At 58.9% G+C, this 24,380-nt stretch carries 22 protein-coding genes; 17 read left to right on the top strand and 5 right to left on the bottom strand.

From position 1 onward, the window contains the following. The first annotated feature begins 74 nt into the window (after positions 1-74). Positions 75-599, top strand: a complete 525-nt coding sequence (locus QA649_RS35215) for a hypothetical protein (protein ID WP_283021235.1) — start codon at positions 75-77, stop codon at positions 597-599. A 949-nt stretch (positions 600-1,548) separates the two neighbouring features. On the opposite strand, the gene QA649_RS35210 is transcribed toward QA649_RS35215, so the two are convergent. Further along, positions 1,549-1,839: a DUF3892 domain-containing protein gene (locus QA649_RS35210; RefSeq protein WP_157337901.1), complete on the bottom strand. Its 291-nt coding sequence runs from the start codon at positions 1,837-1,839 to the stop codon at positions 1,549-1,551. 959 nt (positions 1,840-2,798) lie between these two features. Continuing rightward, positions 2,799-3,056 carry a hypothetical protein gene (locus QA649_RS35205; protein WP_246251252.1) on the bottom strand — a complete coding sequence of 86 codons (258 nt, stop codon included), beginning with the start codon at positions 3,054-3,056 and terminating at the stop codon, positions 2,799-2,801. A 118-nt stretch (positions 3,057-3,174) separates the two neighbouring features. Here QA649_RS35205 and QA649_RS35200 point away from each other — a divergent pair, with 118 nt between their 5' ends. Together QA649_RS35200 and QA649_RS35195 are read left to right on the top strand one after the other, a co-directional pair. Next, positions 3,175-3,351 (top strand): hypothetical protein, encoded by a 177-nt coding sequence (locus tag QA649_RS35200; RefSeq protein ID WP_205751234.1) that lies wholly within the window; start codon positions 3,175-3,177, stop codon positions 3,349-3,351. A 255-nt stretch (positions 3,352-3,606) separates the two neighbouring features. Continuing rightward, on the top strand, positions 3,607-3,852 hold the full coding sequence (locus QA649_RS35195) for a hypothetical protein (RefSeq protein WP_100233499.1): 246 nt from the start codon (positions 3,607-3,609) through the stop codon (positions 3,850-3,852). A gap of 375 nt (positions 3,853-4,227) precedes the next feature. Here the strand turns inward: QA649_RS35195 and QA649_RS35190 are convergent, their stop codons facing one another. Next, on the bottom strand, positions 4,228-5,418 hold the full coding sequence (locus QA649_RS35190) for an aminotransferase class V-fold PLP-dependent enzyme (RefSeq protein WP_245452372.1): 1,191 nt from the start codon (positions 5,416-5,418) through the stop codon (positions 4,228-4,230). Positions 5,419-5,677: 259 nt separating this feature from the next. On the opposite strand from QA649_RS35190, the gene QA649_RS35185 reads away from it, so the two are divergent. Next, a complete protein-coding gene (locus tag QA649_RS35185) occupies positions 5,678-6,901 on the top strand; it encodes a diaminopropionate ammonia-lyase (protein WP_283021234.1) in 1,224 nt (407 codons plus the stop codon). Positions 6,902-6,916: 15 nt separating this feature from the next. Here the strand turns inward: QA649_RS35185 and QA649_RS35180 are convergent, their stop codons facing one another. Continuing rightward, complete coding sequence (locus tag QA649_RS35180) at positions 6,917-7,399, bottom strand: Lrp/AsnC family transcriptional regulator (protein ID WP_091966391.1); 483 nt, start codon at positions 7,397-7,399, stop codon at positions 6,917-6,919. A 129-nt stretch (positions 7,400-7,528) separates the two neighbouring features. On the opposite strand from QA649_RS35180, the gene QA649_RS35175 reads away from it, so the two are divergent. From QA649_RS35175 to QA649_RS35115, 13 genes are all read left to right on the top strand, one after another. Then, positions 7,529-8,644 carry an ABC transporter substrate-binding protein gene (locus QA649_RS35175; RefSeq protein WP_100233501.1) on the top strand — a complete coding sequence of 372 codons (1,116 nt, stop codon included), beginning with the start codon at positions 7,529-7,531 and terminating at the stop codon, positions 8,642-8,644. A gap of 66 nt (positions 8,645-8,710) precedes the next feature. After that, entirely contained in the window at positions 8,711-10,447 is a 1,737-nt protein-coding gene (locus QA649_RS35170; RefSeq protein ID WP_283026170.1) for an ABC transporter permease subunit, read from the top strand. 123 nt (positions 10,448-10,570) lie between these two features. Continuing rightward, positions 10,571-11,713 carry a Xaa-Pro peptidase family protein gene (locus QA649_RS35165; RefSeq protein ID WP_283021233.1) on the top strand — a complete coding sequence of 381 codons (1,143 nt, stop codon included), beginning with the start codon at positions 10,571-10,573 and terminating at the stop codon, positions 11,711-11,713. Next, on the top strand, positions 11,710-12,837 hold the full coding sequence (locus QA649_RS35160; protein WP_283021232.1) for an ABC transporter ATP-binding protein: 1,128 nt from the start codon (positions 11,710-11,712) through the stop codon (positions 12,835-12,837). The genes QA649_RS35165 and QA649_RS35160 overlap by 4 nt, the downstream gene beginning before the upstream one ends. 31 nt (positions 12,838-12,868) lie before the next feature. Continuing rightward, the gene (locus QA649_RS35155) at positions 12,869-14,263 is read left to right on the top strand and encodes a M20 family metallopeptidase (RefSeq protein ID WP_283021231.1); all 1,395 of its coding nucleotides are present in this window, start codon (positions 12,869-12,871) and stop codon (positions 14,261-14,263) included. 158 nt (positions 14,264-14,421) lie between these two features. Beyond that, positions 14,422-15,747, top strand: a complete 1,326-nt coding sequence (locus QA649_RS35150; protein ID WP_283021230.1) for a CmpA/NrtA family ABC transporter substrate-binding protein — start codon at positions 14,422-14,424, stop codon at positions 15,745-15,747. Positions 15,748-15,751: 4 nt separating this feature from the next. Then, positions 15,752-16,594, top strand: a complete 843-nt coding sequence (locus tag QA649_RS35145) for an ABC transporter permease (protein WP_283021229.1) — start codon at positions 15,752-15,754, stop codon at positions 16,592-16,594. A gap of 4 nt (positions 16,595-16,598) precedes the next feature. Continuing rightward, the gene (locus QA649_RS35140) at positions 16,599-17,393 is read left to right on the top strand and encodes an ABC transporter ATP-binding protein (protein ID WP_283021228.1); all 795 of its coding nucleotides are present in this window, start codon (positions 16,599-16,601) and stop codon (positions 17,391-17,393) included. Between the two features lie 187 nt (positions 17,394-17,580). Continuing rightward, on the top strand, positions 17,581-17,838 hold the full coding sequence (locus tag QA649_RS35135) for a DUF485 domain-containing protein (RefSeq protein ID WP_245452363.1): 258 nt from the start codon (positions 17,581-17,583) through the stop codon (positions 17,836-17,838). After that, positions 17,838-19,424 (top strand): sodium/solute symporter, encoded by a 1,587-nt coding sequence (locus QA649_RS35130; RefSeq protein ID WP_283021227.1) that lies wholly within the window; start codon positions 17,838-17,840, stop codon positions 19,422-19,424. The genes QA649_RS35135 and QA649_RS35130 overlap by 1 nt, the downstream gene beginning before the upstream one ends. 167 nt (positions 19,425-19,591) lie before the next feature. Beyond that, positions 19,592-20,485 (top strand): LysR family transcriptional regulator, encoded by an 894-nt coding sequence (locus QA649_RS35125; protein ID WP_100233507.1) that lies wholly within the window; start codon positions 19,592-19,594, stop codon positions 20,483-20,485. An 83-nt stretch (positions 20,486-20,568) separates the two neighbouring features. Beyond that, positions 20,569-21,552 (top strand): molybdopterin-dependent oxidoreductase, encoded by a 984-nt coding sequence (locus tag QA649_RS35120; protein ID WP_100233508.1) that lies wholly within the window; start codon positions 20,569-20,571, stop codon positions 21,550-21,552. A 90-nt stretch (positions 21,553-21,642) separates the two neighbouring features. Next, a complete protein-coding gene (locus tag QA649_RS35115) occupies positions 21,643-22,719 on the top strand; it encodes a carbon-nitrogen hydrolase family protein (protein ID WP_283021226.1) in 1,077 nt (358 codons plus the stop codon). Between the two features lie 148 nt (positions 22,720-22,867). On the opposite strand, the gene QA649_RS35110 is transcribed toward QA649_RS35115, so the two are convergent. Beyond that, positions 22,868-24,367 (bottom strand): CoA-acylating methylmalonate-semialdehyde dehydrogenase, encoded by a 1,500-nt coding sequence (locus tag QA649_RS35110; RefSeq protein WP_100233510.1) that lies wholly within the window; start codon positions 24,365-24,367, stop codon positions 22,868-22,870. Positions 24,368-24,380 lie beyond the last annotated feature (13 nt).

The following is a 24,380-nucleotide window of genomic DNA, read 5'->3' as shown; positions in this document are numbered from 1 at the left end:
GCAATCTGGCAAAGCGCATCACCAAGCGCAGACGGAAAATTCTCATTGTGCCTCGCGATCAGGAAGTCCGGCTTTTGCCGGGCTTCTTCTTGGCCTTCTTCACCTACGGCTTTTCCTTCAACGGCGTCGGCGCGTGCAAGAGGCCGCCACGCAAAGCAGCCTCAAAGCGCTTCTGCGCTTCCTGTTCATCGTATTCGCTTCCGCCGCGAGGCTTTTTAGACATGTCAGAGCCAACGGATTGTGAAATTGAGCTGATGCCTCAGCTTTTAGCTTGCCTGAAGAAAGAACAGGATAGAGCCATATTCACCGCTATCGGCATCGCTCTATCTGGCTTCGCTCGACTAGAAGAAAACTTGGTCACGGTTGCAGCCACACTGCTGGGCGTCAACAAACGCAAAGTTGGCCTAATCTTGTATTCCATCATCAACTTCCAAACCTGGCTCTCGATTATAGACCAACTGTTTGCCGAAGATGAGATTTATGGCGCCCTAGCGCCGCAATGGACAAAGATCAGCTCAGGAATCCGCGCGATCAAGGACGACAGAGATCGATTTGCTCACCACTCCGCACTAGGAGCGGCATCGCATACGGGAAACTAACCCCGTCTCGGTGGGACTCTCGAACAAAATCAGTAAAGCAAGGGCAGATGTCCACAGACGAGGTTTATGAGTTCATTACCAAGGTTACGCGTCTGGCAGAAACTGACCAACCTAATCGACGCCATGACGGCGATTGCGAGAGCATCGCGAGGTAGACCCGCGTAACCGCGTCACGATCAGCAAGAACGCAAGGGTTCTCGACGGCGCCAGTTTCCCATAGCACACCGACGCCCGCGTCGATCATATCGGGCGTCAGTTCAACATCGGGCGCGCCAGCCCCCGGCTTTCGCCGGTGACGGGCTCGTACCTCTGAGCGCCTCGAATTCGTATAAGGTCGAAAGAGGGCAATCCGCGAGATGGGGACAGATGTTCCCGCAACGCCACGGGAATTATACGCCAACCGCGTCCATTTCTGAGCCGATAACTTCAGCCCGGGATCGCCAATCGGCCAGCTGTTCTTCAGTTCGCTGTGGCCCCTACGTGTCTTCTGCCGGTGTATGGCTTGGCCTACGGAGGTAGTCCGTGAATGCTTGGATTGCCGCTGCCACTTCCGTCCTAGGCACGGCGGTTACTCCTATGAGCGGAGCCAGCTCGAACAGTTGCAGGCCAAGGGTTTTAATATGACAGGCACGCCGGGAAGGCGGCAACCCACTGGTGCGGGTAGGTGCCCTCCGGTAATTTTTCGACGATTTTGCTTTGGTGGCCCCTTGGGAATTTAAGCCTCTCGGGAGCGAGCGCGGTCAGCTTTGCTACCAGACGGAACGCTGGCCGTGTTGAAGTTAACGGTGCGTGGCAGAGACAGCCGCTCATCGGTCCACTTTCAAGCCCGCCGAGTCACGTTGCCGCTAACTTCACTGGCAGCGCGGGCGTGGTGGGGACAGCGTCCGATCCCTCCCAGCTGACCGGCGCCGAGTCGCGCCCGCGCTGCCTACGGTCACTGAGATTGAGATCATTCGGGGCACTCGGCTAGGAGCGGGAGAACATTGTCTGGTTGAATGTCGTCGGCCGTTGTCTTGATGTACTTGTGCCCGTTGTGCGTGGCTCCAACCACACCAACCCTGCGTCCATTTTCTTCGACATAGAACTCCCATTCGGCGCTCTCGATATCTTTGACAACCTGGTCGATGGACCGCTTCCACGGCTTTCCATCGGGGTTTACTCCGCCGACATGTGTTATTCTTTCGTGAGGATTCTTTCTGTCCGTCTTGTTGGCGTAACGAATGCGTGCGCGTTTGGCCATTTGAGTCTCTCCCAAATCTGCAAGCCTGAGGCACTAGCTTAGACCGGAGCAGTCAATTCGACCGGCTGCCAATTCAGGTAGGTGCTTCCAGTCCTTCTCAGCGATACTCCTTGATCGCACCCCTTGGGAAATTGAGCCTCTCGGGAGCAAAGGTGGCCAGCCTCACTCTTCGAGGACGGGCTGGCCACCGAAGTTAGCGGCTCAAATCCATGGGCGCAGTACGGGCTAACGGATGCACGTATTCGAGCGGCACATCACGTCCCTGCGGTCGCAAGCGTGCGGCCAATCAGGCCCACGCGGTCGATCCGTCTCTGAGCCCATCAGATCGCCAAGTCGCGACATCTAAGGCCGCTGAGGCTCAGGCAATGGGGGACATACTCGATTACGTGAAACCCAATCTCGGGTCGAAGGAGGCACAGAAGATCACTGCACGCATACGCGCTCTTCTAGGGGCGCCGCGTGAGTGCCAACCGGTTCGGGTGGGATGCCTGTGAGACTTTCGCCAGCGCGCCGCGCCCGCACTGCTCCCGGTGTGCGGGTTAGTCATAAAGGCACTGGGTGCGCTCGCGATAGCTGGCGAAAGGCTGGCGGACTGTCTTGCTTCAATCACGACCGACAGTCTGCCAGGACTCCAAGTCGTCCCCGAATGAGGTGCCCCAGCGCAGGTAGCATGCCGGGGCGAGAGTTGGGCTGCGGTAAGCCAGAAATCGAGCCACGACTCGATCATCATGACCGAGTGAATGTAGAGCAGCATCACGCACCGCTCAAAATCGCAGCGCGTTGCAAATCTACGTCATACTCCCTGCAGCGGCGGTAGGATACTCGTTCGCGCTTTGAGGTGCAGTCCAAGCACGCAAGAAAACGGCAGTTGCCAACCGCGCATAGGTGCGTCCCGCTCTGATATGAGCGCATGACCGTCGCGGTGGAAAGCTCTCCTATGCAACGCTACTACTTCCCGATCATTCGCGCCGGGCGCCTACAGCCAGACGAGGAGGGTGAAATGTTCGGCTCGGCAGATTTCGCCAGTCAATATGGCGCTCTGCGTTGGCCAACCTCACACCTGGCCCACCGACGATAGATTGGCCGTCGTTGAGGAAGATGACGCCTGCAGATTCGAGGGCGCGCTTCAGCACATCAAGGGTAGCGTGCTGCGGGGTGGATTTACTGCCCTCGAAATTTCTGATCGTCGCGTTGCCGACTTTGGACGCATCGGCCAATTGCTGTTGTGACCACCTCTGATTATAATGGTTTGATCAAATCTAGCTAGTCCTAGCGGTTGCCGCTTGCATTGATGCCCGCTATCGCTAGCGATATCGAAAATCGCTATATCGCTGAATGCCGCAGACCGCCGAACGCCCCACCACGCTCTCCCAATATCTTTCCACCCACGAAAAGGTGCGAAACCTGGCCCGTGGCCTGCTTCCCGACGCCGTCGTTGAAGAGATGACGCACACAGCGTGCGGGATCGCCGAAAGGGTGCTCGATGCGCCCGCGCAGACTGGCGCGAACTGAGCCGGAAGGTCCTGGTGCTGAATGATGAGTTGCCCTATGAGCCTGAGTGGCTTGATCGTAGCTGTGAGAGCCTCCGGGAGGACGCCGCACGCCTGCCGCTGGCTGCGTCGGCTGACGGGATGTTCGCGCAGGCGGCTGAATAGCCGGAAGCGGATTAACGAGAAAACGGGCCGACACAAAAGTGCCGACGGGGGCGTTTTTCTTGCCTATTTGCCGCCCAGCGCTAACGCTCTAAGGACCGCGTAAGGGGATACGGTGAGCAAGGCACGCGAGTTTATAGATTTCTGGACCGAGAACAGTATCCACGCTGTCGAGCAGTATCGAACTGCCGGCGCCTCGCAGGATGTGGCGGAACTCTCGCGGCGTCTAGTCGAGGCTGCCAAGGGGCAGGATATTTCAGAAGCGGATTTGCAGGCTGAGATTGGCGAAATCTCGGACTACATTAGAGACCGGCTCAAGGCCGCGAACAAGGCTGAAAGCGAAAGGTGGAAGCCTTCTTAGGCCTTGTCCAGAATATCCCCGGGTTCCAGGTTAAGCTCCTCAAACGTGCGCTGCTGCTTGGTGTCAGGTCGACACTCAATACTTCCGCAGTCCATCCTTCAGGAACGGCGGAGAGGACCAGCGTCAGCGCTTGGCTGGGCTTGCTACGGCGAGCCAAACCTGCGTTTCATCGTCATCACCGGTCGCCTCAACGACCGTGAAGACTTGCCAAAGGACTGTCCCACGACAGCCAATCCTGTCAGCGACGGTTGAATGGCAAACTGCCGTCTTAATCTGGCGGCCTCAAGCCCCGCGAGTGGAGCCACTCGCTTATATTATGGGAGCCAGTGTTGAGCGCCGATGCGTCCGACTAGCCAGCCTCGGGAAGGCTACCATTCAAGTGCATATTCGGTGGACAGCCGACACGAGAGTTTCGACCTCCTGGAATGTATTGTAGTAGTGCGGCGATGCGCGGACGATATCAGGAAGGTCTCTGCGCGTTGAGTCTAACGGGGTGCTTGTTGGTGGTGAGACTGACACATTGATTTTCCCTGCTGCCAACCGACGCATGACCTCGCGTGCACCCACATTGCGAATGGTGAAGGAGACGATTGAAGCGGGACGATCTCCGAGATCGTGCAGCGACACTCCCGGGATTGCGCCGAGTGCTGCGCGCAATTCGTTCGCAAGCAGGCGGCAACGTCGTTCGATTCTATCGATGCCGATTGAAAGTGCGTAATCGACAGCGACCCCAAGTCCAACCCGGGCCGCATAGTTCGCTTCCCACGTCTCGAATCGTCGTGCGTCCGATCTAAGTTCGTAGCGCTCAGGTCCAACCCAAGGTGCGCCGAACAGATCTATCATGGCCGGTTCAATGTCCTTTAGGAAATCGTCGCGCATGTAGAGGAAGCCGGTTCCGCGCGGACCACGCAAGAATTTCCGACCTGTTGCCGTCAGCATGTCGCAACCAAGTGCGCGGACGTCGACGGGGATCTGGCCAACAGCCTGGCACGCATCCAGCAGGTAGGGAACACTATGAGTGCGCGCAATGCGTCCCACGGTTTCCGCTGGGTTCACCAAGCCGCCGTTGGTCGGTATCCACGTGATGGCGATCAGCCTTACGCGCTCATCAATCATTCGCTCGAGCGCCTCCGGGTCCATAACCTGATCGGCGTCGTCGGGTATAACCTCGACCCGTGCGCCCGTACGGCGGGCGACCTGCAAGAACGCAACATAGTTTGCCGCAAACTCTGCGGAGGTGGTCAGAATTCGGTCGCCAGGGCCAAAGCGGAGCGAATAGAAGGCGCGCTGCCATGCCAGAGTGGCATTCTCAGTCAGCGCAATTTCTTCGCGCTTTGAGCCGACTAGTCGAGCAATGCTATCGTATACGCCCTCCAAACGCGCCGTGCTTTCAGCACTCGCTTCGTAGCCGCCGATTGTGGCTTCGCGCCGGAGGTATGCGACCATGCCATCGACGACGGGGCTCGGCATCAACGCAGCGCCGGCATTATTGAAGTGGATTCGGTGTGCAACGCCGGGCGTATCCGCTCGCAAGCGAACGACGTCGGCATCGGAAAGATCGCTGATCGAGCTTGCAGTTTGCTTTCGAATATTATGCACCCGAAGTCCCTTCTTCGCGACGCGGTAGATGGACAGATTCGCAGGCACTACCGGTCTTCGATCAACATCTCTGGAAACATGCCTGACAGAAGAGCCCAAACCCGCCATTTTAAGGCCCACATTGCCAAAATCCGTCATTTGCGGCTTCATAGATTGCGCCAAACGGCCTCACGGGTTGGCAAAGTACGGTCCGAGAGGATCGTACTTGCTTGCCAGGAGGATGACTTTGGTACCCACCTCAAAGCCCGCGGGAACTCCGTCGGAAACGCTTGCCAATCATCGGCCCTTTCTGCTGCGCAATCGTTCACCCGGCTTAAAACAGGCTCCTTGGTGGTGCGACCGCAACGCAGGAAATGAGCCCCTCCGCCTCCTTCAGGCCTGCCCGCGCTATGCACCGACCAGCCTGATTTCTCTGCCGCGTACCGCCGAAAAGCTGGGGCTCGGCGAAATCTGGATCAAGGATGAGACACAGCGGCTTGGCATAGGCAGCTTCAAGGGGCTCGGCGGAGCCTACGCAGTGCTGAAACTCGCAATGAAGCACGTTGAGAGGCGGACTGGACGCTCGATTCTGCCTGCAGAATTGGCGGAGCCGGGCGTACGATCTATGCTTTCAGGGCTCACATTTTCATGTGCTTCGGACGGCAACCATGGCCGTTCGGTTTCGGCCGGAGCGAGGCTCATCGGAGCGCGGGCGGTCGTATATCTCCACGCCGGCGTGAGCGACGAGCGGGCCGCTCATATCTCGCGGCTCGGCGCTGCGATCGTGCGCGTGGCCGGAGACTATAACGACTCGGTCGAGGCTGCGGCCAAGGCTGCCTCGCAGGACGGTTGGATCGCTGTCCCGGATACGGTCGGCCCCGGGGAGGACGACACCGCTTGCACGTTTGTGGTCCAGGGGTATGCGATACTGATCGATGAAATCATTGCGGCCACGGCAGGACAGTCAAAGCCGTTTACGCATGTTCTGGTTCAGGCTGGTGTTGGAGGTCTTGCAGCTAGCGTGTTCGGCCATGGCTCGGCACGGGGTCTATTCGGCCGCGATACCCATCTTTGGATCATCGAGCCAGAACGGTCGGCATGCCTTTACGAAAGCGCCCGAGCCAAGATGCCCGTGCGGCTCCCGCCTGGGCCTGCGACGAACATGTCGATGCTTGAATGCCAAAGCCCATCGTTATTGGTCTGGCCGATCATCGAAGAGTTGACCAGCGGCTACATCACGGTAACGGATGAAGAGGCCGCGGACGCGGTACGTTTGCTTAATGAGGGCGTTTCAGGCGATCAGCGTCTTCGCGTCGGAGAGTCGGGAGCGGCGGGATTGGCGGGCCTCTTAAGGGCAGCCGAAGTGAAGGACAGAAAGAGACTTGGCCTCGATCAGTCCGCCAAGGTTCTGCTCTTTGCCACGGAAGGGCCCACCGACCTATCGGTTTGGAGCGGAAACGAAAAGGCATGAACAGGGCCCGGCCAGTCAGGATACGTCAAGATTGATGCGGGTGGTGAACTTGACCGTCTGCATCGACACATATGTGTTGAATGACTTGATGTTCTTGTCGGGAAAGAATGCTCGCTCAGTGAAAGCCCCATATTCCTCCATAGAGGCAGTGTTGACGACCAGAATGAAATCAGCCGAACCCGTTACGTAGTAGCACTGCGTAACCTCAGGATAGGCGCTCATTCGATTTTTAAAGGTGTGCAGAAGGTCGAGCTGCTCTTGCTCGAGCGCAACAAGCACGATCGACGTGACCCGTTTGCCGGCGACCGAAGGCGATATGATCGAGACGTCGGACATGATCGCCCCGTTTTCGCGCAATCGCCTGAGTCGACGCAGGCAAGAAGTCGGCGAAAGTCCCACGCGTTCTGCCAGTTCCTCAGAGGTCTGCAGATTATTCTCCTGCAGCAGCATGAGAAGCTTCAGATCGAGGCGATCGAGGTCAGTGCGCGTGACAGCCATTTAATATTTCAATTTGCAGTTTTCTGGCATTTTGAGGGGGCAGAACGGCGGATTCAGCCACCCGCTTGTCGGATTATATGCGCAAAGCCGGATCGAGCAAGGCATTAGCCGCACACAACGGAGTGGAGCATGGTGGATATCGTCAGACGCAAGCTGCTTCAGGGCACCGCCTTGGCCGGGGGACTAGCGGCCGCGCGCTCGCTGTTTCCCGCCCCCGCGATTGCGCAAATCCCGAAGGGCACCGGTGAGGTCGTGGTCTACGACGGCGGCGGATCTTGGGGCGAGGCCAAGCGGATCGCCTATTTCGAGCCGTTCGAGAAAGAGACCGGCATCAAGGTCATAGCTCAACCGCGGACCGACACGGGAGCCGTGCGAGCGAGCGTGTTGGCCGGCGCTCCCCGATATGACGTGACGATTCTTCCTGGCGGCAAGGCCCCGACTTTCGAGCGGGACAATCTTCTGCTTCCGATCGACTATGGCTACTTCGAAAAGGCAGACCTCGGCGCGTTCAGTCCGGTCAAGGTCGGCAAGTTCACTGTGCCCGCGATCATCTATTCGCTGTTCATTGCGTATGACGCGTCGAAGTTTGCCTCCGATGCTCCGAACTCTTGGGCGGATGTCTGGGACGCCCAAAAATTTGCGGGACGGCGTTCACTCATGGCAGGAACCTGGGCCTCGGACGGCGGCACGTTCGAAGCAGCTCTGATGGCGGACGGTGTTGATCCGTCGAAGCTCTATCCACTTGATTGGGATCGCGCGTTCAAGAGTCTCAGCCGGGTCAAGCCGAGCATCTTGAAATGGTGGAACACCGGCGCGGAAGCTCCGCAGATGATCATTGATAAGTTGATCACGGCCGGTAGCGCCTGGAACGGCCGGGTTTCGGCAGCCAACGAGCAGGGGGCCAAGATCGGCTACACCTGGAATCAGGGAATGCTGCAGTACGACACCTGGGTGGTCCTGAAAGGCACGAAGAATGCGGACAATGCATTCAAGTTTCTTGCGTTCTCAGCGCGAGCCGAAAATCAGGCGAAATTCGCCCAGCACATTCTCTATGCGCCACCGAACTCGCGTGCATTCGAGCATGTGCCGTCTGAACGGGCAAAGCTCCTGCCGACCTCCCCCGAAGCACGGAAGCTGCAGTTCGTCCAGGACTACGAGTTCTGGAACACTGTGAGCTCCAACGGCAAGGCCAACAATGAAATTGCCGTTGCTCAATGGGAGCGTTGGATTTCCGGCGTACGGTAGCTCAAAATGGTGGATGCGAGTCTGGCTATGCCGCATAGGAGAGACACCTCAGGATGGGCGCGCTTGGTGCCCATCCTCCTTCTCTTGCCGATCGTGATCCTGTTCTCGGTCGGCTACGTCGTGCCGCTCGCGCAACTCGTGCTCAAGAGCCTGCAGCACGATGGTGCCTGGTCGCTCAACAGCTACATCGAGATCTCCAACTCGCCGGCGTTTCTATGGATCGTCCTCAGGACAATCGCCCTAGCAGCGACCGTGACGATCGTCTGTTTGCTCATTGCTTATCCTCTCGCTTACGCCATATCGAAATGTTCTCCGCGCGCGGCTTCACTTCTTCTGCTTATTGTCACGCTTCCATATTTAACGAGTGTCTTGATCAGAACCTACGCATGGATTGTCCTGCTCAGCCCCAACGGGCCTATCAACCAGCTGTTTTTGCGCCTCGGCCTCATCTCCGAGCCGCTGCAAATGGTGTTCAATTCAGTCGGCGTCTATGTCGGCATGGTGCAGGTCCAGCTGCCGCTCATGGCATTTCCTCTCTACGCTGTCTTGGCACGGGTTGATCCAAGCCTTGCAAAAGCGGCACAAAGTCTCGGAAGTCCTCCTACCGACGCCTTCTTGAGGGTCACGCTGCCCGCCTCGATCCCCGGCGTGATTAGCGGCTGCACGCTCGTGTTTCTGTCCAGTCTCGGCTTCTATATTACGCCAGAGCTTCTTGGTGGACCGGATAGCTATCTGATCGCTCAGGGCATTAGTCTGCGCGTGCTGATCCTCGGAAATTTCGATGAAGCCGCAGCCCAATCATCGATCTTGATGTTCGCTGTCATCGCGGTCTTCCTGATATTTCGTCAGCGGATTGCGGAAGAGCTGGACGATCGACCACATAACAACATTTCCCTGGTCGGCAAGTCGACATCCGGTCTCTCCGCGCGGTGGCCGATCCTGGTGCGACTGACGGCGGTTTTGCATGGCCCGTCAACGAGGCTGCATGAGGCCTTGACGGTCGCGCGCCGACCCGCGTTGTACGTTAGTGCAGGGCTGACGCTTCTTTTTCTGGTGCTGCCCTTCGTGGTCGTAATTCCTCTTGCATTCAGCGATGCACCATACCTCACCTTTCCGCCGCCCGCCTACTCATTGCGGTGGTTCTCAAGTTTGCTCAAGAATACGCAATGGCTCGATGCCCTAAGCTTCAGCCTGAGATGGGCAGGACTGTCCGCTCTCCTGAGCGTGGCCATTGGTGTGCCCGCCGCCTTCGCTCTCGTGCGGTACCGGTTCTCTGCGCGCGTGCCTGTCTATCTTCTCCTGATTTCCCCGCTGATTGTTCCTCATGTCGTAATCGCAGTTTCCCTGTTCTTCGCTCTCGCCGGATCCTCGCTGATCGGCAATCCGCTGGCATTTGCTCTCAGCTATACGATCATTGGCGCACCATATACGGTCGTTGTCATGATCGCGGGGCTCAAGCGCTTCAATCGCACCCTGGAGCTCGCTGCCGCGAGCCTAGGCTCGAGCCCTCTCGTGACGCTGAGAACGGTGACGCTTCCATTGCTGTTGCCGACGCTAGCGAGCGCGGCGCTCTTCGCGTTCATCGTGGGGTTCGATGATGTTGTGTTCGGTCTGTTCCTGAGCGGGCCCACCGCGACGCCGTTGCCCATGAGAATGTGGGACAACATCCGCCTGGAAATCAGCCCCCAGATCGCCGTCATCGCCGTTCTGTTTCTCATCGTACTTGCGCTTCTAATGCTTCTGCGGCTCTTCGTGGGCGCTGTCGTTCAAGGTCGTCGCCCGCAGGAAAGCCTCCATCGTTGAGCAGATCGATGGATTGCGCCTGTGCATTGCTCATCCTACGAGGAAGCCAATGGCGCCTTTACTGAAGCAATCCTCTCGACCCAATCTGGGCCGAGGTCCCGCAGTCGTAACGGAGCATCGACCATGAGCCGCGACCTCACTTTCTCCGTCGAGGAGTACAAGCGGCGGTGTGACGCCGTCCGAAAACTGATGGCAGAGCGTCGTCTTGACTGTCTCATCTTTGACGAGCCCGAGATGATGTCCTGGCTCTCGGGCTATACAGTCTCCGAAAATCTCTGGCGAGCGTGCATCGTTCCGGCATCGTCCGAGCCGTTCCTGCTGGTGCGCAAGCTTGATATGCCACCAGCGCGGCAGCGCACGTGGATGGATAACATCGTGGGGTTTGGCGATTGGGACGATCCGCTGGCGGTGCTGGCGAGCACCTTCCGGGAAAGTGGTTCGGTGCCCGCCCGGATCGGCGCTGAATTTCAATCGAATTCGTTCACGATCCACAGACTCCAAGCGCTTCGCAAGCTCTTGCCGGATACCGAGTTCTTTGACCTTGAGCGTTCGGGATGGGATCTCAGGCGATGCAAGTCGCCGGAAGAGATCGCGCATATGTCCCGGGCTGGTTCACTTTTGGATGCGGCCTTCGATGCGACTGTCAAGGAGGTGGCGAGTGGCAAGAGCCAACGTGATATCGCTGCAGCTGCCGCTGCGGCCTACTATCGGCTTGGGTTCGACGATGGCTTTGTTGGGCCTCTCAATGTCGGATCGGGCTGGGATTCGCTGCATGGGTTCCTCGCAGAGCGACCGCTGGTCGATGGCGATATCGTTCATATCGAGCTCTTGCCGCGGTTACGCTTATATACGGTCCGGATCATGCGGTCGGTCATCGTAGGACGGGCAACCGAGGAGCAGCGAGCTGCGGCTCAGGCTCTTATCGCGTTACAAGATCGCCAAATCGCCGCGCTTCGGCCTGGCGCGATTGCCGCTGACGTCGACCGCATCGTGCGGGACGGCGTTGTCGCGGCCGGGTTGCGCGAGACCTACGATAACATCACCGGGTATACGCTTGGTACCGCTCCGCTCGTTTCCCAGCACACGAGTGACCTATATCGCTGTTTCACGCCTCGTGCGGATTGGGCCATCGAGGAAGGAATGGTCTTTCACATGTACACATCCGCTGCTGGCCTTGCCGTCAGCGAGTCCGTCGTGGTGACCAGTTCGGGTGGGAAGCGATTGACCTCAATACCGCGCAAGATATTCGAGACGAGGCCGAAATGAGCGTCAGCACAGCAATGGTGAGCGAAAAGGCGACGGCAGGTGTAGCTACGTCGCAAAGTCAACGTGGCTCCGTCTCGGTCAACTCGTTGACCAAGATGTTTGGTCCGGTCAAAGCGGTCGACGACGTCTCACTGTCGATCGAGCCAGGAGAGTTCGTCGCCTTGCTCGGATCGAGCGGGTCAGGAAAATCTACTCTGCTGATGATGATCGCCGGGTTCGAGGTGTCCTCCTCTGGCGATATCATGCTCGACGGCGTGCGGATCAATGATGTTCCGAGCCATCGTCGCGGCTTCGGCATGGTGTTCCAGAGCTACGCGTTGTTCCCCCATATGACCATCGCTGAGAACATCGCCTATCCGCTGCGGCGCCGGGGCTTGCGTGGCGGAGACGTCGAACGTGAGGTCACAAAAGCTCTGAAGCTCGTTGCACTTGACGGATATGGCGCGCGACTTCCAAGCCAGTTATCGGGTGGGCAGCAGCAGCGTGTCGCTCTGGCTCGCGCTCTTGTCTTCCGTCCACCCCTGTTGCTCATGGACGAGCCGCTCGGGGCACTCGATCGCAAGCTCAGGCAGCAGCTCCAAATGGAGATCAAGCTGATCCATAAGGAAGTCGGTAGCACCATCATTTTCGTTACCCACGACCAGGAGGAAGCGCTGTCCATGGCCGATCGCGTTGCCGTTCTCGAGCGAGGCCGCTTGCAGCAGTGTGGGACACCGCGTGAGCTATATGAGCAGCCGGCGACTGCATTTGTCGCGGATTTCATCGGTGAGATGAACTTTCTGCCGGTCGAGTTGCGGCGATCTGGAGGCGAGGTCTGTGCCCGCAGCGCCGATGTCGGCCTTGAGGTTGTACAGGAGGCCAGTCAGGTGCTGACGTCAGGCGACCGAGGGTTGCTGGCGGTTCGCCCGGAGTATATCGGCCTGACACCGGACGAGCGCGCTACCGCGACCGTTTTGGAATCGGCTTACACGGGCACGAACCAGAGCGTGCTTGTGCAGGTGGGGTCCATTCGATTGACCGCCCGGACTTCGGTGAGCCCCGGACGGCCGCTGTTCCAATCCGGTCAACGCGTCCGCATCGAGATCGAGGCGGCGCATACCCGCGTGTTTCCCGGCGCCCGTTGACCTGCCTTTGGCGTGCGAGGAGCTGCCCGTAATGAGCCGGAACGCCGCAATCTCGCGCGCGAGAAGCCATCTGGATTCTGGAGACTTCGAGACGGTGCTCTCGCGGCTCGTCGCTATTCCTTCCGAGAGTCAGAACCCGAAGCGAAAACCTCAGCTTGCCGAGTATCTCGACCAGCTCCGCTGCATGCTTGAAGAGTTCGGCTGCGGTTGCCAGGTTTTGGCCGCTGCAGGCGCGCAATTCCTTTATGCAGAACGTATAGAAGATCCATCATTGCTGACAGTGCTCGGATATGGGCACGGCGACGTAGTTCGGGGAATGGACGGATCGTGGGCCGCAGGAAGGTCCCCTTGGCATCTCACAAAGCTCAATGATCGCTGGTACGGACGCGGTGTCGCCGACAACAAGGGGCAGCACGTCATCAACATTGCCGGCCTCCGTGCTGTGCTCGAAACGAGAGGTCGGCTGGGTTTCAACCTGAAATACCTGATCGAAATGGGTGAAGAGGTCGATTCGCCTGGCCTCCGCGAACTATGTACGACACACAAGAAGCTCCTGTGCGCAGATATCTTCGTTGCGTCGGACGGACCGCGCTTGTCCGAGGATCGGCCGACAGTATTCCTGGGCTCGCGGGGATGTGTTACATTCGATATCTCAATTAATGCGCGCCAGAGCCCATATCATTCGGGCAATTGGGGCGGTCTGCTTTCCGATCCCGCAATCCAGATCGCGCACGCCCTGGCTACGATCGTCTCCCCGACCGGCCGCATACTGATTCCAGAATGGCTTCCAAGTGAGCTGCCCGACGCCGTCCGGCGAGTGCTTGCCGATTGTGTCGTTGACGGGGGACCTGGCGGACCTGACATCGATCCGGCCTGGGGCGAGCCGGGGCTGACTCCGGCAGAGCAGGTATATGGCTGGTGCTCGTTTGATGTCCTCGCCATCAGTTGCGGAAATCCGCAAGCGCCGGTCAATGCCATTCCCGCGAGCGCCTGGGCGCGCTGTCAGCTCCGCTTCGTGGTCGGCGTTGATTGCGAGGACATCGTGCCGGCGCTGCGGCGACATCTCGCGAGGACCGGTCTCGACATGGTCCAGGTGACGCCCAGCCCTGACGATGGTGTCTTTCTCGCCACGCGCCTCGATCCTGAGGATCCCTGGGCCAAATGGGCCCAAGACTCGATCGTTCGGACGACGCGGAAATCGCCGGCGATCTTGCCCAATTTCGCTGGCTCGCTTCCGAACGACATTTTTGCCAACCTGCTAAATTTGCCCACCTTGTGGGTGCCCCATGCCTATCCTGGATGCCAGCAACATGCACCCGACGAGCACTTGCCGGTCGAGCTCGCGCGTGAGGCCCTGGAGATGATGGCGGGCCTGTATTGGGATCTGGGCGAGCTCGATACCCTTCCGCCGGTGCGACGAGACTGAACTGATCGGGTGCGGTTTGCCGGTGGTCGGGTGATCGCTTTTCTGCGAAGGCCCTTGCGCATTTTCAAAGTACCGCTTCCCGACTGATACGCCAAGCTCCGTCAAGGCAGCGACGGGCGCCATGTTTGAAACCGGACGCTGGAACGGGGGCAGGGCACATGACTGACGCATCGGATGATCATGGCTTCGGCGGCAAGCGTTGCCGCTGTTGCGAGCCCGGTCCAGCCCAGCCAGGCTTCGAGGCCGCCATCTCGGACCAGGTCGAGCAGGCGCTGCTGCATGGTCTGTTCCCCCAACCCGTCTTGCGACGTGAAGTGCTGCGCAAGGTCGGAGCAAGTGCGATCATCGGGGCGCTGTCGAGCATTCTGCCGATCGAGACGCTGAAGGCGATTGCCCAGGAGCGCAAGCCCCTTGAGAAGACGAAGCTTGCCGTCGGCTTTTTGCCGATTACTTGCGCCGTTCCGCTGATCTACGGCGAGAAGCTTGGAAGCTACAGCAAGGAAGGCCTCGAGGTCAGCCTGCAGAAGATCGCCGGAATAGCTTTGATCCGAGACAAGATGCTCAACGGAGAACTGGACGTCTCGCAGCAGGTGATGCCCGTGCCTCTGACGATGACCGCAGGGCTTGGGGGCAATGTCCAGTCAATCAAAGTGCTTACCATCCTGAATCAAAACGGAAACTCTCTCGTGCTCGCCAACAAGCACAGGGAAAACCGCGATCCGAGGAACTGGAAGGGCTTTACCTTTGCCGTTCCGTTCGAGCAGAGCCACCAGACCCTGCAGCTTCGGAACTATCTGGCTGCGGCTGGCCTCGATCCGGACCAGGACGTCAAATACCGGATCGTCCCGCCGACCGAGTACGTCGCGAGCCTTCGCGTCGGGAGCATCGATGGTTTCTTCGGTGGTGAGCCGGGGGGCCAGCGCGCGGTTTACGAGGGAGCCGGCTTCATCCACCTCATTTCGAAGGAGATATGGGACGGTCACCCGTGCTGCTCGGTCACTGCCTCCGAGAGCTGGATTCAGCAGAATCCGAACACTTTTATGGCCTTCTACCGCGCCATCATCGCCGCCAGCCTTCACGTTTCAAAACCGGAAAACCGCGTCGGCATGGCGAAGGTGCTGTCGGAGCCGCAATATCTCAATGCTCCTGAAGTCGTCATCGAGCAGGTGCTGGGAGGCACCTACGCTGATGGCCTCGGTAGCATCAAGAAAGATCCTCGGCGGGTCGATTATCAGCCATTTCCGCAATATTCAGCCGCCGTCTGGCTGATGACGCAGCTCAGGCGCTGGAACATGCTGAAGGAGGATGTCGATTACAAGGTGCTCGCTGAAAAGGTGATGCTGGCAACCGACGCTGCGCGCATCATGCGCGAGCAGGGCGCGTCTGCCCCCGTCGTCGGTTTCGGCAGCGAGAGGATTCTTGGGAAGGACTTCGATTCCAACAAGCCGCAGGAATACCTGGCTTCTGTCAGGAAGCCAGGTTGACGCCATGTTGCATCGGCTGCAGCAGCCCTGGTTGGCCTCAATTGCGATATTCGTCGCGTTCCTCTGCATCTGGACGTGGCTCACGACGCCGCCGTCGGGACCTGTCAGCGCCGCCGATGCTGAGTATGCGCGGCTCGCTGGCCAAAGCGCATCGGGGCAGCAGGCCAGTGCAATTCCTTCCCCATGGGCCGTCGCACTGCGCGGCTATGAGCTGGTCGCACACGCGTTGGACCGAGATAACCCCAACAATCTGGGTATTGCCTGGCACCTCGTCTATTCCATGGGACGAGTGGCTCTTGGATTCTCGTTGGCTCTGGTCGTCGCCGTTCCGCTGGGATTCATGCTCGGACTGTGGCCGGCATGCTATCGGGCCCTCGACCCTTTCATTCAGGTTCTTCGGCCGGTATCGCCGCTCGCGTGGATGCCGCTTGCTCTCTACACCTTTCGCGACAGCACGATCTCGACGATCTTCATTATTTTCATCTGCGCCGTGTGGCCGATGTTGATCAGCACTGCGACGGGAACGGCGTCAGTGCGTGCGGAGTGGCTGAACGTGTCGCGTGTGTTCGGGGTACCCAAACTCGAGCACGTGACGCGAGTCGTCTTCCCCGCCAGCGTGCCCATGATCTTGTCGGGAATGCGTATTTCCATCGGCATAGCGTGGTTCGTCATCGTCGCTGCGGAAATGGTCGGTGCGCAAAGCGGGATTGGGTATTTCATCTGGAACGAATGGAACAACCTGCAGATCGCCAGCATGATCGTCGCCATCATTCTCGTTGGTAGTATCGGCCTGGCGCTCGACGTCATCCTGAAACGAATCGGCGAGCGCCTCAGCTTTCGGGAATAGAACGATGGCCGATCTAGACATCAACGACGTTTCGATGTCGTTTGCTGACCGCTCCGGCAAGCAGCTGCTCGCGCTCGACCGGATATCGCTCGCAATCGAACATAGCGAGTTCGTCTGCCTGATCGGCCACTCCGGATGCGGGAAGAGTACGTTGCTCAACATCGTAGCAGGGCTTCTGACGCCCACGTCAGGTACAATCCGCTGCGCCGGTGCGGGCGTTACTGGTCCCGGGCCGGAGAGGGCGATGGTCTTTCAGAGCCATGCCTTGCTCCCCTGGATGAGCTGCGTCGAAAACGTCTATCTTGCCGTGAAGCAGGCGTTTCGGGGAGCGCCGAGGTCCGAGCTGATGGATCGGGCCGAACAGGCGCTGAAGCTCGTGCACCTGGAGCACGCGATAGGCAAATACCCTTTTGAAATCTCTGGGGGCATGAAGCAGCGCGTCGGTATCGCGCGGGCGTTCGCCGTTCAGCCGAAGGTCCTCCTATTGGATGAGCCCTTCGGTGCGCTCGATGCATTGACGAGATCGAGCCTTCAGGACGAACTCGTGCGGATCGTCGAGACGACGAAAACGACCGTCGTGATGGTCACTCACGACATCGACGAAGCGATCTTTCTCAGCGACAGGATTGTAGCACTCTCCAACGGACCGGCTGCCCGTATCGGTCGCATCTGGAAAGTCGAGACGCCTCGGCCACGCGATCGGCTAAAGCTGACGACCGATTTCGAGGGTATCAAATATCGAAAGGAGATCCTCGAGTTCTTGTACAAGAAGGAGCCGTTCCCGCAATCGGCCAGCTGACGCCATCGCAGAGGTGAGCTCTCGGATCGCGTGACCGCGGGCCAACCATCAGGCGGGGAGCATAGCGAAAACGCGCAAGTCTTCTCTCGCATATTCTCAGTGGGCAATGATTCAAGGTCTCTCGAAACTGTCACAAACAATTCAGGAGTAGCAGGTGACTGTATCTTCAAAGGCGCTGGAAAGAGGAATGGTCGCACTGGCGCGATCGAGATTGACGGTTGCGGCGTCGTTGAGCTTTGCGATGATCGCGATCTATTTCGGTTTCATGGGGCTGTTCGCGTTCGGCAAGCCTGTTCTAGGCGCGATGCTCGCCCCCGGCTTGTCGCTTTGCATTGTGCTCGGCCCGTTGGTCATCATCAGCTCGTTTCTTCTCTGCCTGCTCTACGTGTACTGGGCAAATACGATCTTCGACCGCAACGTGAAGTCCACGCTGGAGCAAGCGTGATGCAGTCGCAGAGCAGCAACATCTCCATCGCATTCTTCTTTGCGTTCATGGCCTTGACGCTCGCGATAACCTATTGGGCGGCCAAACGGACCAAGACGACCGAGACGTTCTTTGCGGCCGGTGGTGAAATCACCGCGTGGCAAAATGGCTGGGCCCTCGCCGGAGACTTTCTTTCTGCGGCGGCGCTTCTAGGCATCGCCGGTATTGTCACTTCTAACGGCTTCGATGGCATGGTGTATTCGATCGGGTGGCTCGTCGGCTGGCCGATCATTCTTTTTCTCATCGTCGAGCCACTCCGAAATGTGGGCAAATTCACCTTTGCCGATGTGGTGGCGTATCGTCTGTCGCAAAAGCCGGTTCGCTCTGCCGCCGCGATCGGAACGCTGGCCGTGATTTCGTTCTATCTCATCGCGCAGATGGTTGCGACAGGGGCGCTCATCAAGCTGCTATTCGGCATCCCGTATTCCTGGTCAGTCATCATCGTCGGGACCGCCATGCTGATCTACGTGCTCTTTGGCGGTATGCTCGCTACGACCTGGGTTCAGGTCGTCAAAGCGGCGCTCCTGATGGCAGGTGGGGCATTCCTCTGCATCCTGGTTCTTGCCCAATTTCAGATGAATCCGGTACGGCTATTCGCGGCCGCGGCTGAACGATACGGCGCGAATGTGCTTCAGCCGGGTTCGCGCGTCGTTTCCGGTCAATGGGACGCGATTTCTCTTGGGCTGGGTCTCATGTTCGGTACGGCGGCGATGCCGCATATCCTCATGCGCGTCTACACGGTCAAGGACGTCAAGGCGGCGCGGCTCTCCATTCTCTATGCGACCGGCCTGATCGGAGCATTTCATCTCATGGTCTTCGTCATCGGCTTTGGGGCCATGGTGATCGTCGGACCACAGGCCGTACTCAAAGCCGGAGGCGGCGGCAACATGGCCGCGCCCTTACTGGCTCAAGCGGTCGGAGGCAACGCCTTCTTCGGCTTCATTTGCGCCGTAGCGTTCGCGACCATGCTTGCAGTCGTTGCTGGATTGACCCTTTCGGGGGTTGCCACCCTGTGCCATGACCTCTGGACCAACGTCATAAGGGCGGGGAAGGCGACAGAGTCTGAGCAGTTGAAGGTTGCGCGTGTCGCCACGATCATCATTGCCGTCGTCGCAGTCGTCTTGGGAATCCTATTCGAGGGCCAGAATGTGGCCTTCATGGCGGGACTTGCGTTCTCCGTAGCTTGCGCAGCAAACTTTCCTTCGCTGGTACTCGCAATCAGTTGGAAGCGTTTCACCACGCAGGGGGCGGTGGCGAGTATCCTCGTCGGCACTGTTGGCTCGATTGTTCTGATCTGCTTGTCGCCGACCATTCAAGTCGACGTACTTGGGAAATCACTGGCGGACATTGCCGGCGCCTGGTGGTTTGTCCCATTGAAGAATCCGGCAATTGTCGCCATGCCGCTTTCGTTTGCGGTAGCCATTGCGGTATCCGTTGCCACCCCTGAGATGGATGCCGACCGCACCTTCCGAGAGATGCAACGAAGGATCTTGATGGGCCCATCCGATCCGGCGCGAGCCGGGGCTGGTTCACGTGAGGAGGGATAGTTGGAGATGATTTCAGAACTAAGTGGCTGATTTCCCGATTGGAATAAGTACATCTCCCTGCAGGCCCGCTGCTACGGCTAATGGTTCATATGCGTCCTGGGGATGCTGGCAATCTCTTGAGACTAGTGCGAAATTCGCTGGAGTCTTCGAGGGGCAGAGCGGAGCGAATGTTCGACTGGAACGATCTAAAATTTTTTCTAGAGCTCGCAAGGCAGGGCCGATTGATGCCAGCCGCTCGGCGCCTCAAGGTCGATCATACGACCGTCAGTCGGCGGATATCGGAGCTCGAAAGAGATCTTGCGATCAAGATATTCGACAGAAAACCGGATGGTTTCGTCCTGACTGAGGACGGCCACAAGCTCTACCAGGCCGCCGAGAAGATCGAAGCTGCCGCATTGGTGGTTTCAGAGGATTTCCGTTCAGCGCCAACTGAGCCCACCGGCCGGGTCCGGCTCACGAGCATGGAAGGTATTGCCGCCTTCTACCTCGCCGAGAAACTGGTGCAGTTCAACGAGAAACATCCAGGTGTTCTCGTTGAGCTGGTTACCGAGCGGCATCTGATCAACCTCACGAAGCGTGAGGCGGACGTCTGCGTCAGTTTCGTACCGCTGGCGGGTCCTAAGCTATCGGTCAAGAAAGCTGGAGAGTTTAAGCTCGGATTATTCGCGTCATCGAAATACATCGTAAACAGGGGCGCCCCCGGTTCGATGGAAGAACTAAAGGGCCATGACTTCATTGACTACGTGGACGACCTCGTGGCGATTCAGCCGGTGCAGTGGCTGCATGATGTGCTGGTCCCGGAGAACGTTGTGTTCCGCTCGACAAGTATGGCTGCTCAGCAGAATGCAATCGGGGCGGGGCGCGGTATCGGCCTATTGCCGTTCTTTTCGGCGAAGAAGGACCCTCGCCTTGTTCGCATCATGAAGGACGTCGTCGTCACGAGGTCATTGTTTGTCTCGGTGCATGAAGATATCGAATACATGGGACGGGTTCGCACATTGCTGCGTTTCCTTAATGAGATATTCAAGGCTGATAAGGCTTTCTTGAACGAATTCGATTGATCGAGTTCGCGCAAGCGGTCCTGCGGATTTTTGGTCAAGCGCTTCCCTGAGATCAAGTTTTGCGGCTGCCAAGGAGCGCTGTGATGTCTGACAAATTCACATACAGGAGTCGCGGGTTTTTTGGCCGAATTCCATCCGAGCCTCATGACCTGACGGACCGTATCACGCCGGTCGAGGCCTGCATCGTCCTGTGCCATCTCGGCGTTCTGGAGGTCCCCGCCGCCGAGGATTGGAAGCTGGAAGTCGGCGGGTTGGTGGAGAGGCCCGTCGTTCTAACACTTCGCGAGCTCAAGAACTTTCCAAGGCGTGAAATCGTTTCGGTGCATCAATGCGCAGGAAGTCCGCTAGCGCCCGACAAGCCGACAAGGCGAGTCTGCAACGTATCATGGGCAGGGTTTCGTCTGGACCACCTATTGGAAATGGTCGGAGTTGAACGGACAGCACGCTTCGTCTGGTCGCACGGCGCGGATTCTGGCGAGTTCGGCGGCATCGAGTGCGGTCACTATTTAAAAGACCTGCCGCTCTCGAGGGCGGCCAGCGATGTTCTGGTGGCTTACCAGATGAACGGCGCCGACCTGCTCCCAGAGCATGGATATCCGCTGCGCCTTGTCGTTCCGGGGTATTACGGCACGAACAGCGTCAAGTGGCTGCGCAAGATCGAGCTTCGTTCGGAACGAGCACCCGGTGTTTTCACGACCAAATGGTACAACGATCCCGAGCCTGACGGGTCCACCCGACCAGTCTGGGGAATTGCACCCCAGTCGATCATCGTCTGGCCGAAACCAGACAGCCAGCTGCGCCGCGGCGACCTGGTGCAGGTGTGGGGATGGGCTTGGGGGGATGCGGATCTGGATATAGTCGAGTTTAGCTCTGATGAGGGGGCCTCTTGGCAGGAATGTCGTCTGGAGCGCATAGCTGGCTGGTCGTGGACCAAGTTCGTGTGGAACTGGTCCGTTAGGGAGGGCTGCACCGGGTTGTTGTCGCGAGCCAGATCCCGATCGGGTGAACTTCAGCCAGAAGCGGGACGGCGCAACGCCATCTATCGTGTCCCGATCTCGGTGCTTTGAAGACGTGCAACAAGCCGTGCAGATTTTCGCATTCGCGCGCATCCCGTGAGGGACTAACCTCTATTGGCCAACACCGGGAGGTAGTCTCAAATGGTTTCCACTTTGCCGCGCTTCAAGGCCGCCGCATGCCACACGTCTTCAGTCTTTCTCGATGCCGCCAAGACTGCTGAAAAGGCGTGTGATCTCATCGCGGAGGCGGCGCGCAACGGCGCCTCTCTGGTCGCCTTTCCCGAGTCTTTCATTCCGGGTTTTCCGGTCTGGGCAGCACTACAGGCGCCCATCATGTCCCACGATTTCTTCGGAGCCTTATCGGCGCAGGCGCTTTTGCTCGATAGCCCTGAACTGACGAGGATCAGAATGGCCGCCAAGCGCCACGGTGTCGTGGTCTCGGTCGGCTTCACTGAAGGGACCGTCGCTAGCCTGGGCTGCATCTGGAATTCCAATCTCCTGGTCGGCGAAGACGGATCGATCCTCAATCATCACCGCAAGCTCGTGCCAACATTTTATGAGAAGCTGGTCTGGGCAGCCGGAGACGCACGAGGCTTGCGGGTGGTCCAGACGAAGGTAGGCCGCGTGGGCATGCTGATATGTGGCGAAAACACAAATCCGCTGGCCCGCTATTCGCTGATGGCTCAGGGCGAACAGGTGCACATCTCGACCTACCCGCCGATCTGGCCCACCCGTCCATCTCAACAGAAGGGGGGGTATGACCTGCGCAAAGCAATCGAAATACGGGCTGGCGCCCACTCATTCGAAGCGAAGTGCTTTAACATCGTTTCGTCAGCCTGCGTCGACGTCGGAATGAGGGACGCACTCGCCCAGGCAAATCCGGCGATGCTCGATCTGATCGAAGGGACGCCTCATGCCGTCTCGATGATCCTCGATCCAGCCGGACAGGTCATTAGCGAGGTGCTTTCCGAGAGCGAAGGCATCGCTTATGCCGACATCGACGTCGCTCGTTGTGTCGAGCCGAAGCAATTTCATGACGTTGTTGGCTACTACAACCGGTTCGACGTGTTCTCACTCACAGTCGACAGGTCGCAGCGGGATCCGGCGGTCTTCGTCGAGGTGGAAGGACAAGAGCTGGTGGACCGGTCGGGACAGTCTAAGCGCCGCGAGATGCCGGAGCCGCCAGCCAGCGAATTTGAACGCCTGGTTGCGAACTGATCCACTTTCGAAGCGATGGATGAGCACGTCTTCGGCGAGTTCCTTAAAAGTGGTGAAGAATAGCCGCCCTTAACTGCGAACCGCGCCAAGTGCACAATCGTCCGATGCAGAGGGTCGTGGAGCGTCCACGCCCCTCTGCTGATGCGCATCAGCTCATCGTCGGCATCACGAACTCGGCGCCGGCGCGGATGCCGGTCGGCCACCGTGTGGTGATCGTCTTCAGCTTGGTATAGAACCGAACGCCCTCGGGTCCGTGCATGTGGTGATCGCCGAACAGGGACGCCTTCCAGCCGCCGAAGGAGTGGAACGCCATCGGCACGGGTATCGGCACATTGATGCCGATCATGCCGACCTGGATCTGATGGGCGAATTCCCGGGCCGCATCGCCATCCCTCGTGAAGATGGCGGTACCATTGCCGAACTCATGCTTGTTGATCATGTCGGCGGCTTCATCGTACGATTTGGCGCGTGCCACCGCGAGCACCGGACCGAAGATCTCCTCGCGGTAGATCTTCATGTCGGTGGTTACGCGATCGAACAGTGTACCGCCGAGGAAATAGCCTTTCTCGTAGCCCTGCCGACGGAAGTCCCGTCCATCGACGATAAGCTTGGCACCTTCTTCGACGCCAGCGTTGATGTAGCTGTGGACCTTGTCGAGATGCTGCTTCGTCACCAGCGGACCCATTTCCGCTTCTGGATCGGTGCCCGGGCCGATATTGAGAGCCCGAACCTTGGGCGCCAGCTTCTCGATCAACCGGTCCGCCGTGGTTTCTCCAATCGGGACCGCCACCGAGATCGCCATGCAGCGTTCGCCGGCGGAGCCGTAAGCCGCGCCCATCAACGCGTCGACCGCCTGATCCATGTCCGCATCGGGCATGACGATCATGTGGTTCTTGGCACCTCCGAGCGCCTGGCATCGCTTGCCATGGCGCGTGGCGGTCTCATAGATGTAGCGGGCTATCGGGGTCGAGCCGACGAAGCTGACAGCGACGATGTCCGGGTCGGTCAAGATGGCATCGACGGCCTCCTTGTCACCATGCACGACGTTGAAGACGCCGTCGGGCAATCCGGCTTCTTTGAGCCACCGCGCGAGCGTGAGCGAGGCGGATGGGTCCCGCTCGGACGGCTTCAGGACGAACGTGTTGCCGGAGGCGAGGGCAACCGGGAACATCCACATGGGCACCATGGCCGGGAAGTTGAACGGCGTGATTCCGGCCACGACGCCAAGCGGCTGACGCAGCGAGTGGCTGTCGACCCGGGTGCCGACGTTCTCTGTGATCTCTCCCTTGAGAAGCTGCGGTGCAGCGGTCGCGAACTCTACCACTTCCATGCCGCGCTGGATTTCGCCCTTGGCGTCCGAGAGCACCTTCCCATGCTCCGCCGTGATCACCGCGGCGAGCTCGTCGATCCGATCTTCGAGGATCCGCAGGAAACGGTTGAGGATGCGCGCGCGGCGGAGAGGAGTAGTATTGGCCCAGGCGGGAAACGCCTTCCTCGCTGCCGCAACCGCCGATTGGACCTCCTGTGTCGTTGCCAATCCGAGCGTTCCCGATTGCTCGCCGGTCGCTGGATTGTAGACGGGCGATGTGCGAGCGCTCCGGCTCGGTACCAGCTCGCCGTCGATAAAATTCGGAATAGTCGCGGTCATGGGGCTCCTCTCC

It is taken from the genome of Bradyrhizobium sp. CB1717 (assembly GCF_029714325.1).
Classification (GTDB): domain Bacteria; phylum Pseudomonadota; class Alphaproteobacteria; order Rhizobiales; family Xanthobacteraceae; genus Bradyrhizobium.
Note: the sequence above shows the minus strand (reverse complement) of the source record. Positions and strands in the feature narration are given on the sequence as shown.

Excerpts from the sequence above, each read along its gene's own strand:
- QA649_RS35115 (WP_283021226.1), top strand. The coding sequence starts at position 21,643 with ATGGTTTCCACTTTGCCGCGCTTCAAGGCCGCCGCATGCCACACGTCT.
- QA649_RS35165 (WP_283021233.1), top strand. The coding sequence starts at position 10,571 with ATGAGCCGCGACCTCACTTTCTCCGTCGAGGAGTACAAGCGGCGGTGT.
- QA649_RS35160 (WP_283021232.1), top strand. The coding sequence starts at position 11,710 with ATGAGCGTCAGCACAGCAATGGTGAGCGAAAAGGCGACGGCAGGTGTA.
- QA649_RS35210 (WP_157337901.1), bottom strand. The coding sequence starts at position 1,839 with ATGGCCAAACGCGCACGCATTCGTTACGCCAACAAGACGGACAGAAAG.
- QA649_RS35135 (WP_245452363.1), top strand. The coding sequence starts at position 17,581 with ATGGTCGCACTGGCGCGATCGAGATTGACGGTTGCGGCGTCGTTGAGC.
- QA649_RS35140 (WP_283021228.1), top strand. The coding sequence starts at position 16,599 with ATGGCCGATCTAGACATCAACGACGTTTCGATGTCGTTTGCTGACCGC.
- QA649_RS35150 (WP_283021230.1), top strand. The coding sequence starts at position 14,422 with ATGACTGACGCATCGGATGATCATGGCTTCGGCGGCAAGCGTTGCCGC.
- QA649_RS35120 (WP_100233508.1), top strand. The coding sequence starts at position 20,569 with ATGTCTGACAAATTCACATACAGGAGTCGCGGGTTTTTTGGCCGAATT.
- QA649_RS35130 (WP_283021227.1), top strand. The coding sequence starts at position 17,838 with ATGCAGTCGCAGAGCAGCAACATCTCCATCGCATTCTTCTTTGCGTTC.
- QA649_RS35110 (WP_100233510.1), bottom strand. The coding sequence starts at position 24,367 with ATGACCGCGACTATTCCGAATTTTATCGACGGCGAGCTGGTACCGAGC.
- QA649_RS35175 (WP_100233501.1), top strand. The coding sequence starts at position 7,529 with ATGGTGGATATCGTCAGACGCAAGCTGCTTCAGGGCACCGCCTTGGCC.
- QA649_RS35155 (WP_283021231.1), top strand. The coding sequence starts at position 12,869 with ATGAGCCGGAACGCCGCAATCTCGCGCGCGAGAAGCCATCTGGATTCT.
- QA649_RS35200 (WP_205751234.1), top strand. The coding sequence starts at position 3,175 with ATGCCGCAGACCGCCGAACGCCCCACCACGCTCTCCCAATATCTTTCC.
- QA649_RS35125 (WP_100233507.1), top strand. The coding sequence starts at position 19,592 with ATGTTCGACTGGAACGATCTAAAATTTTTTCTAGAGCTCGCAAGGCAG.
- QA649_RS35180 (WP_091966391.1), bottom strand. The coding sequence starts at position 7,399 with ATGGCTGTCACGCGCACTGACCTCGATCGCCTCGATCTGAAGCTTCTC.
- QA649_RS35145 (WP_283021229.1), top strand. The coding sequence starts at position 15,752 with ATGTTGCATCGGCTGCAGCAGCCCTGGTTGGCCTCAATTGCGATATTC.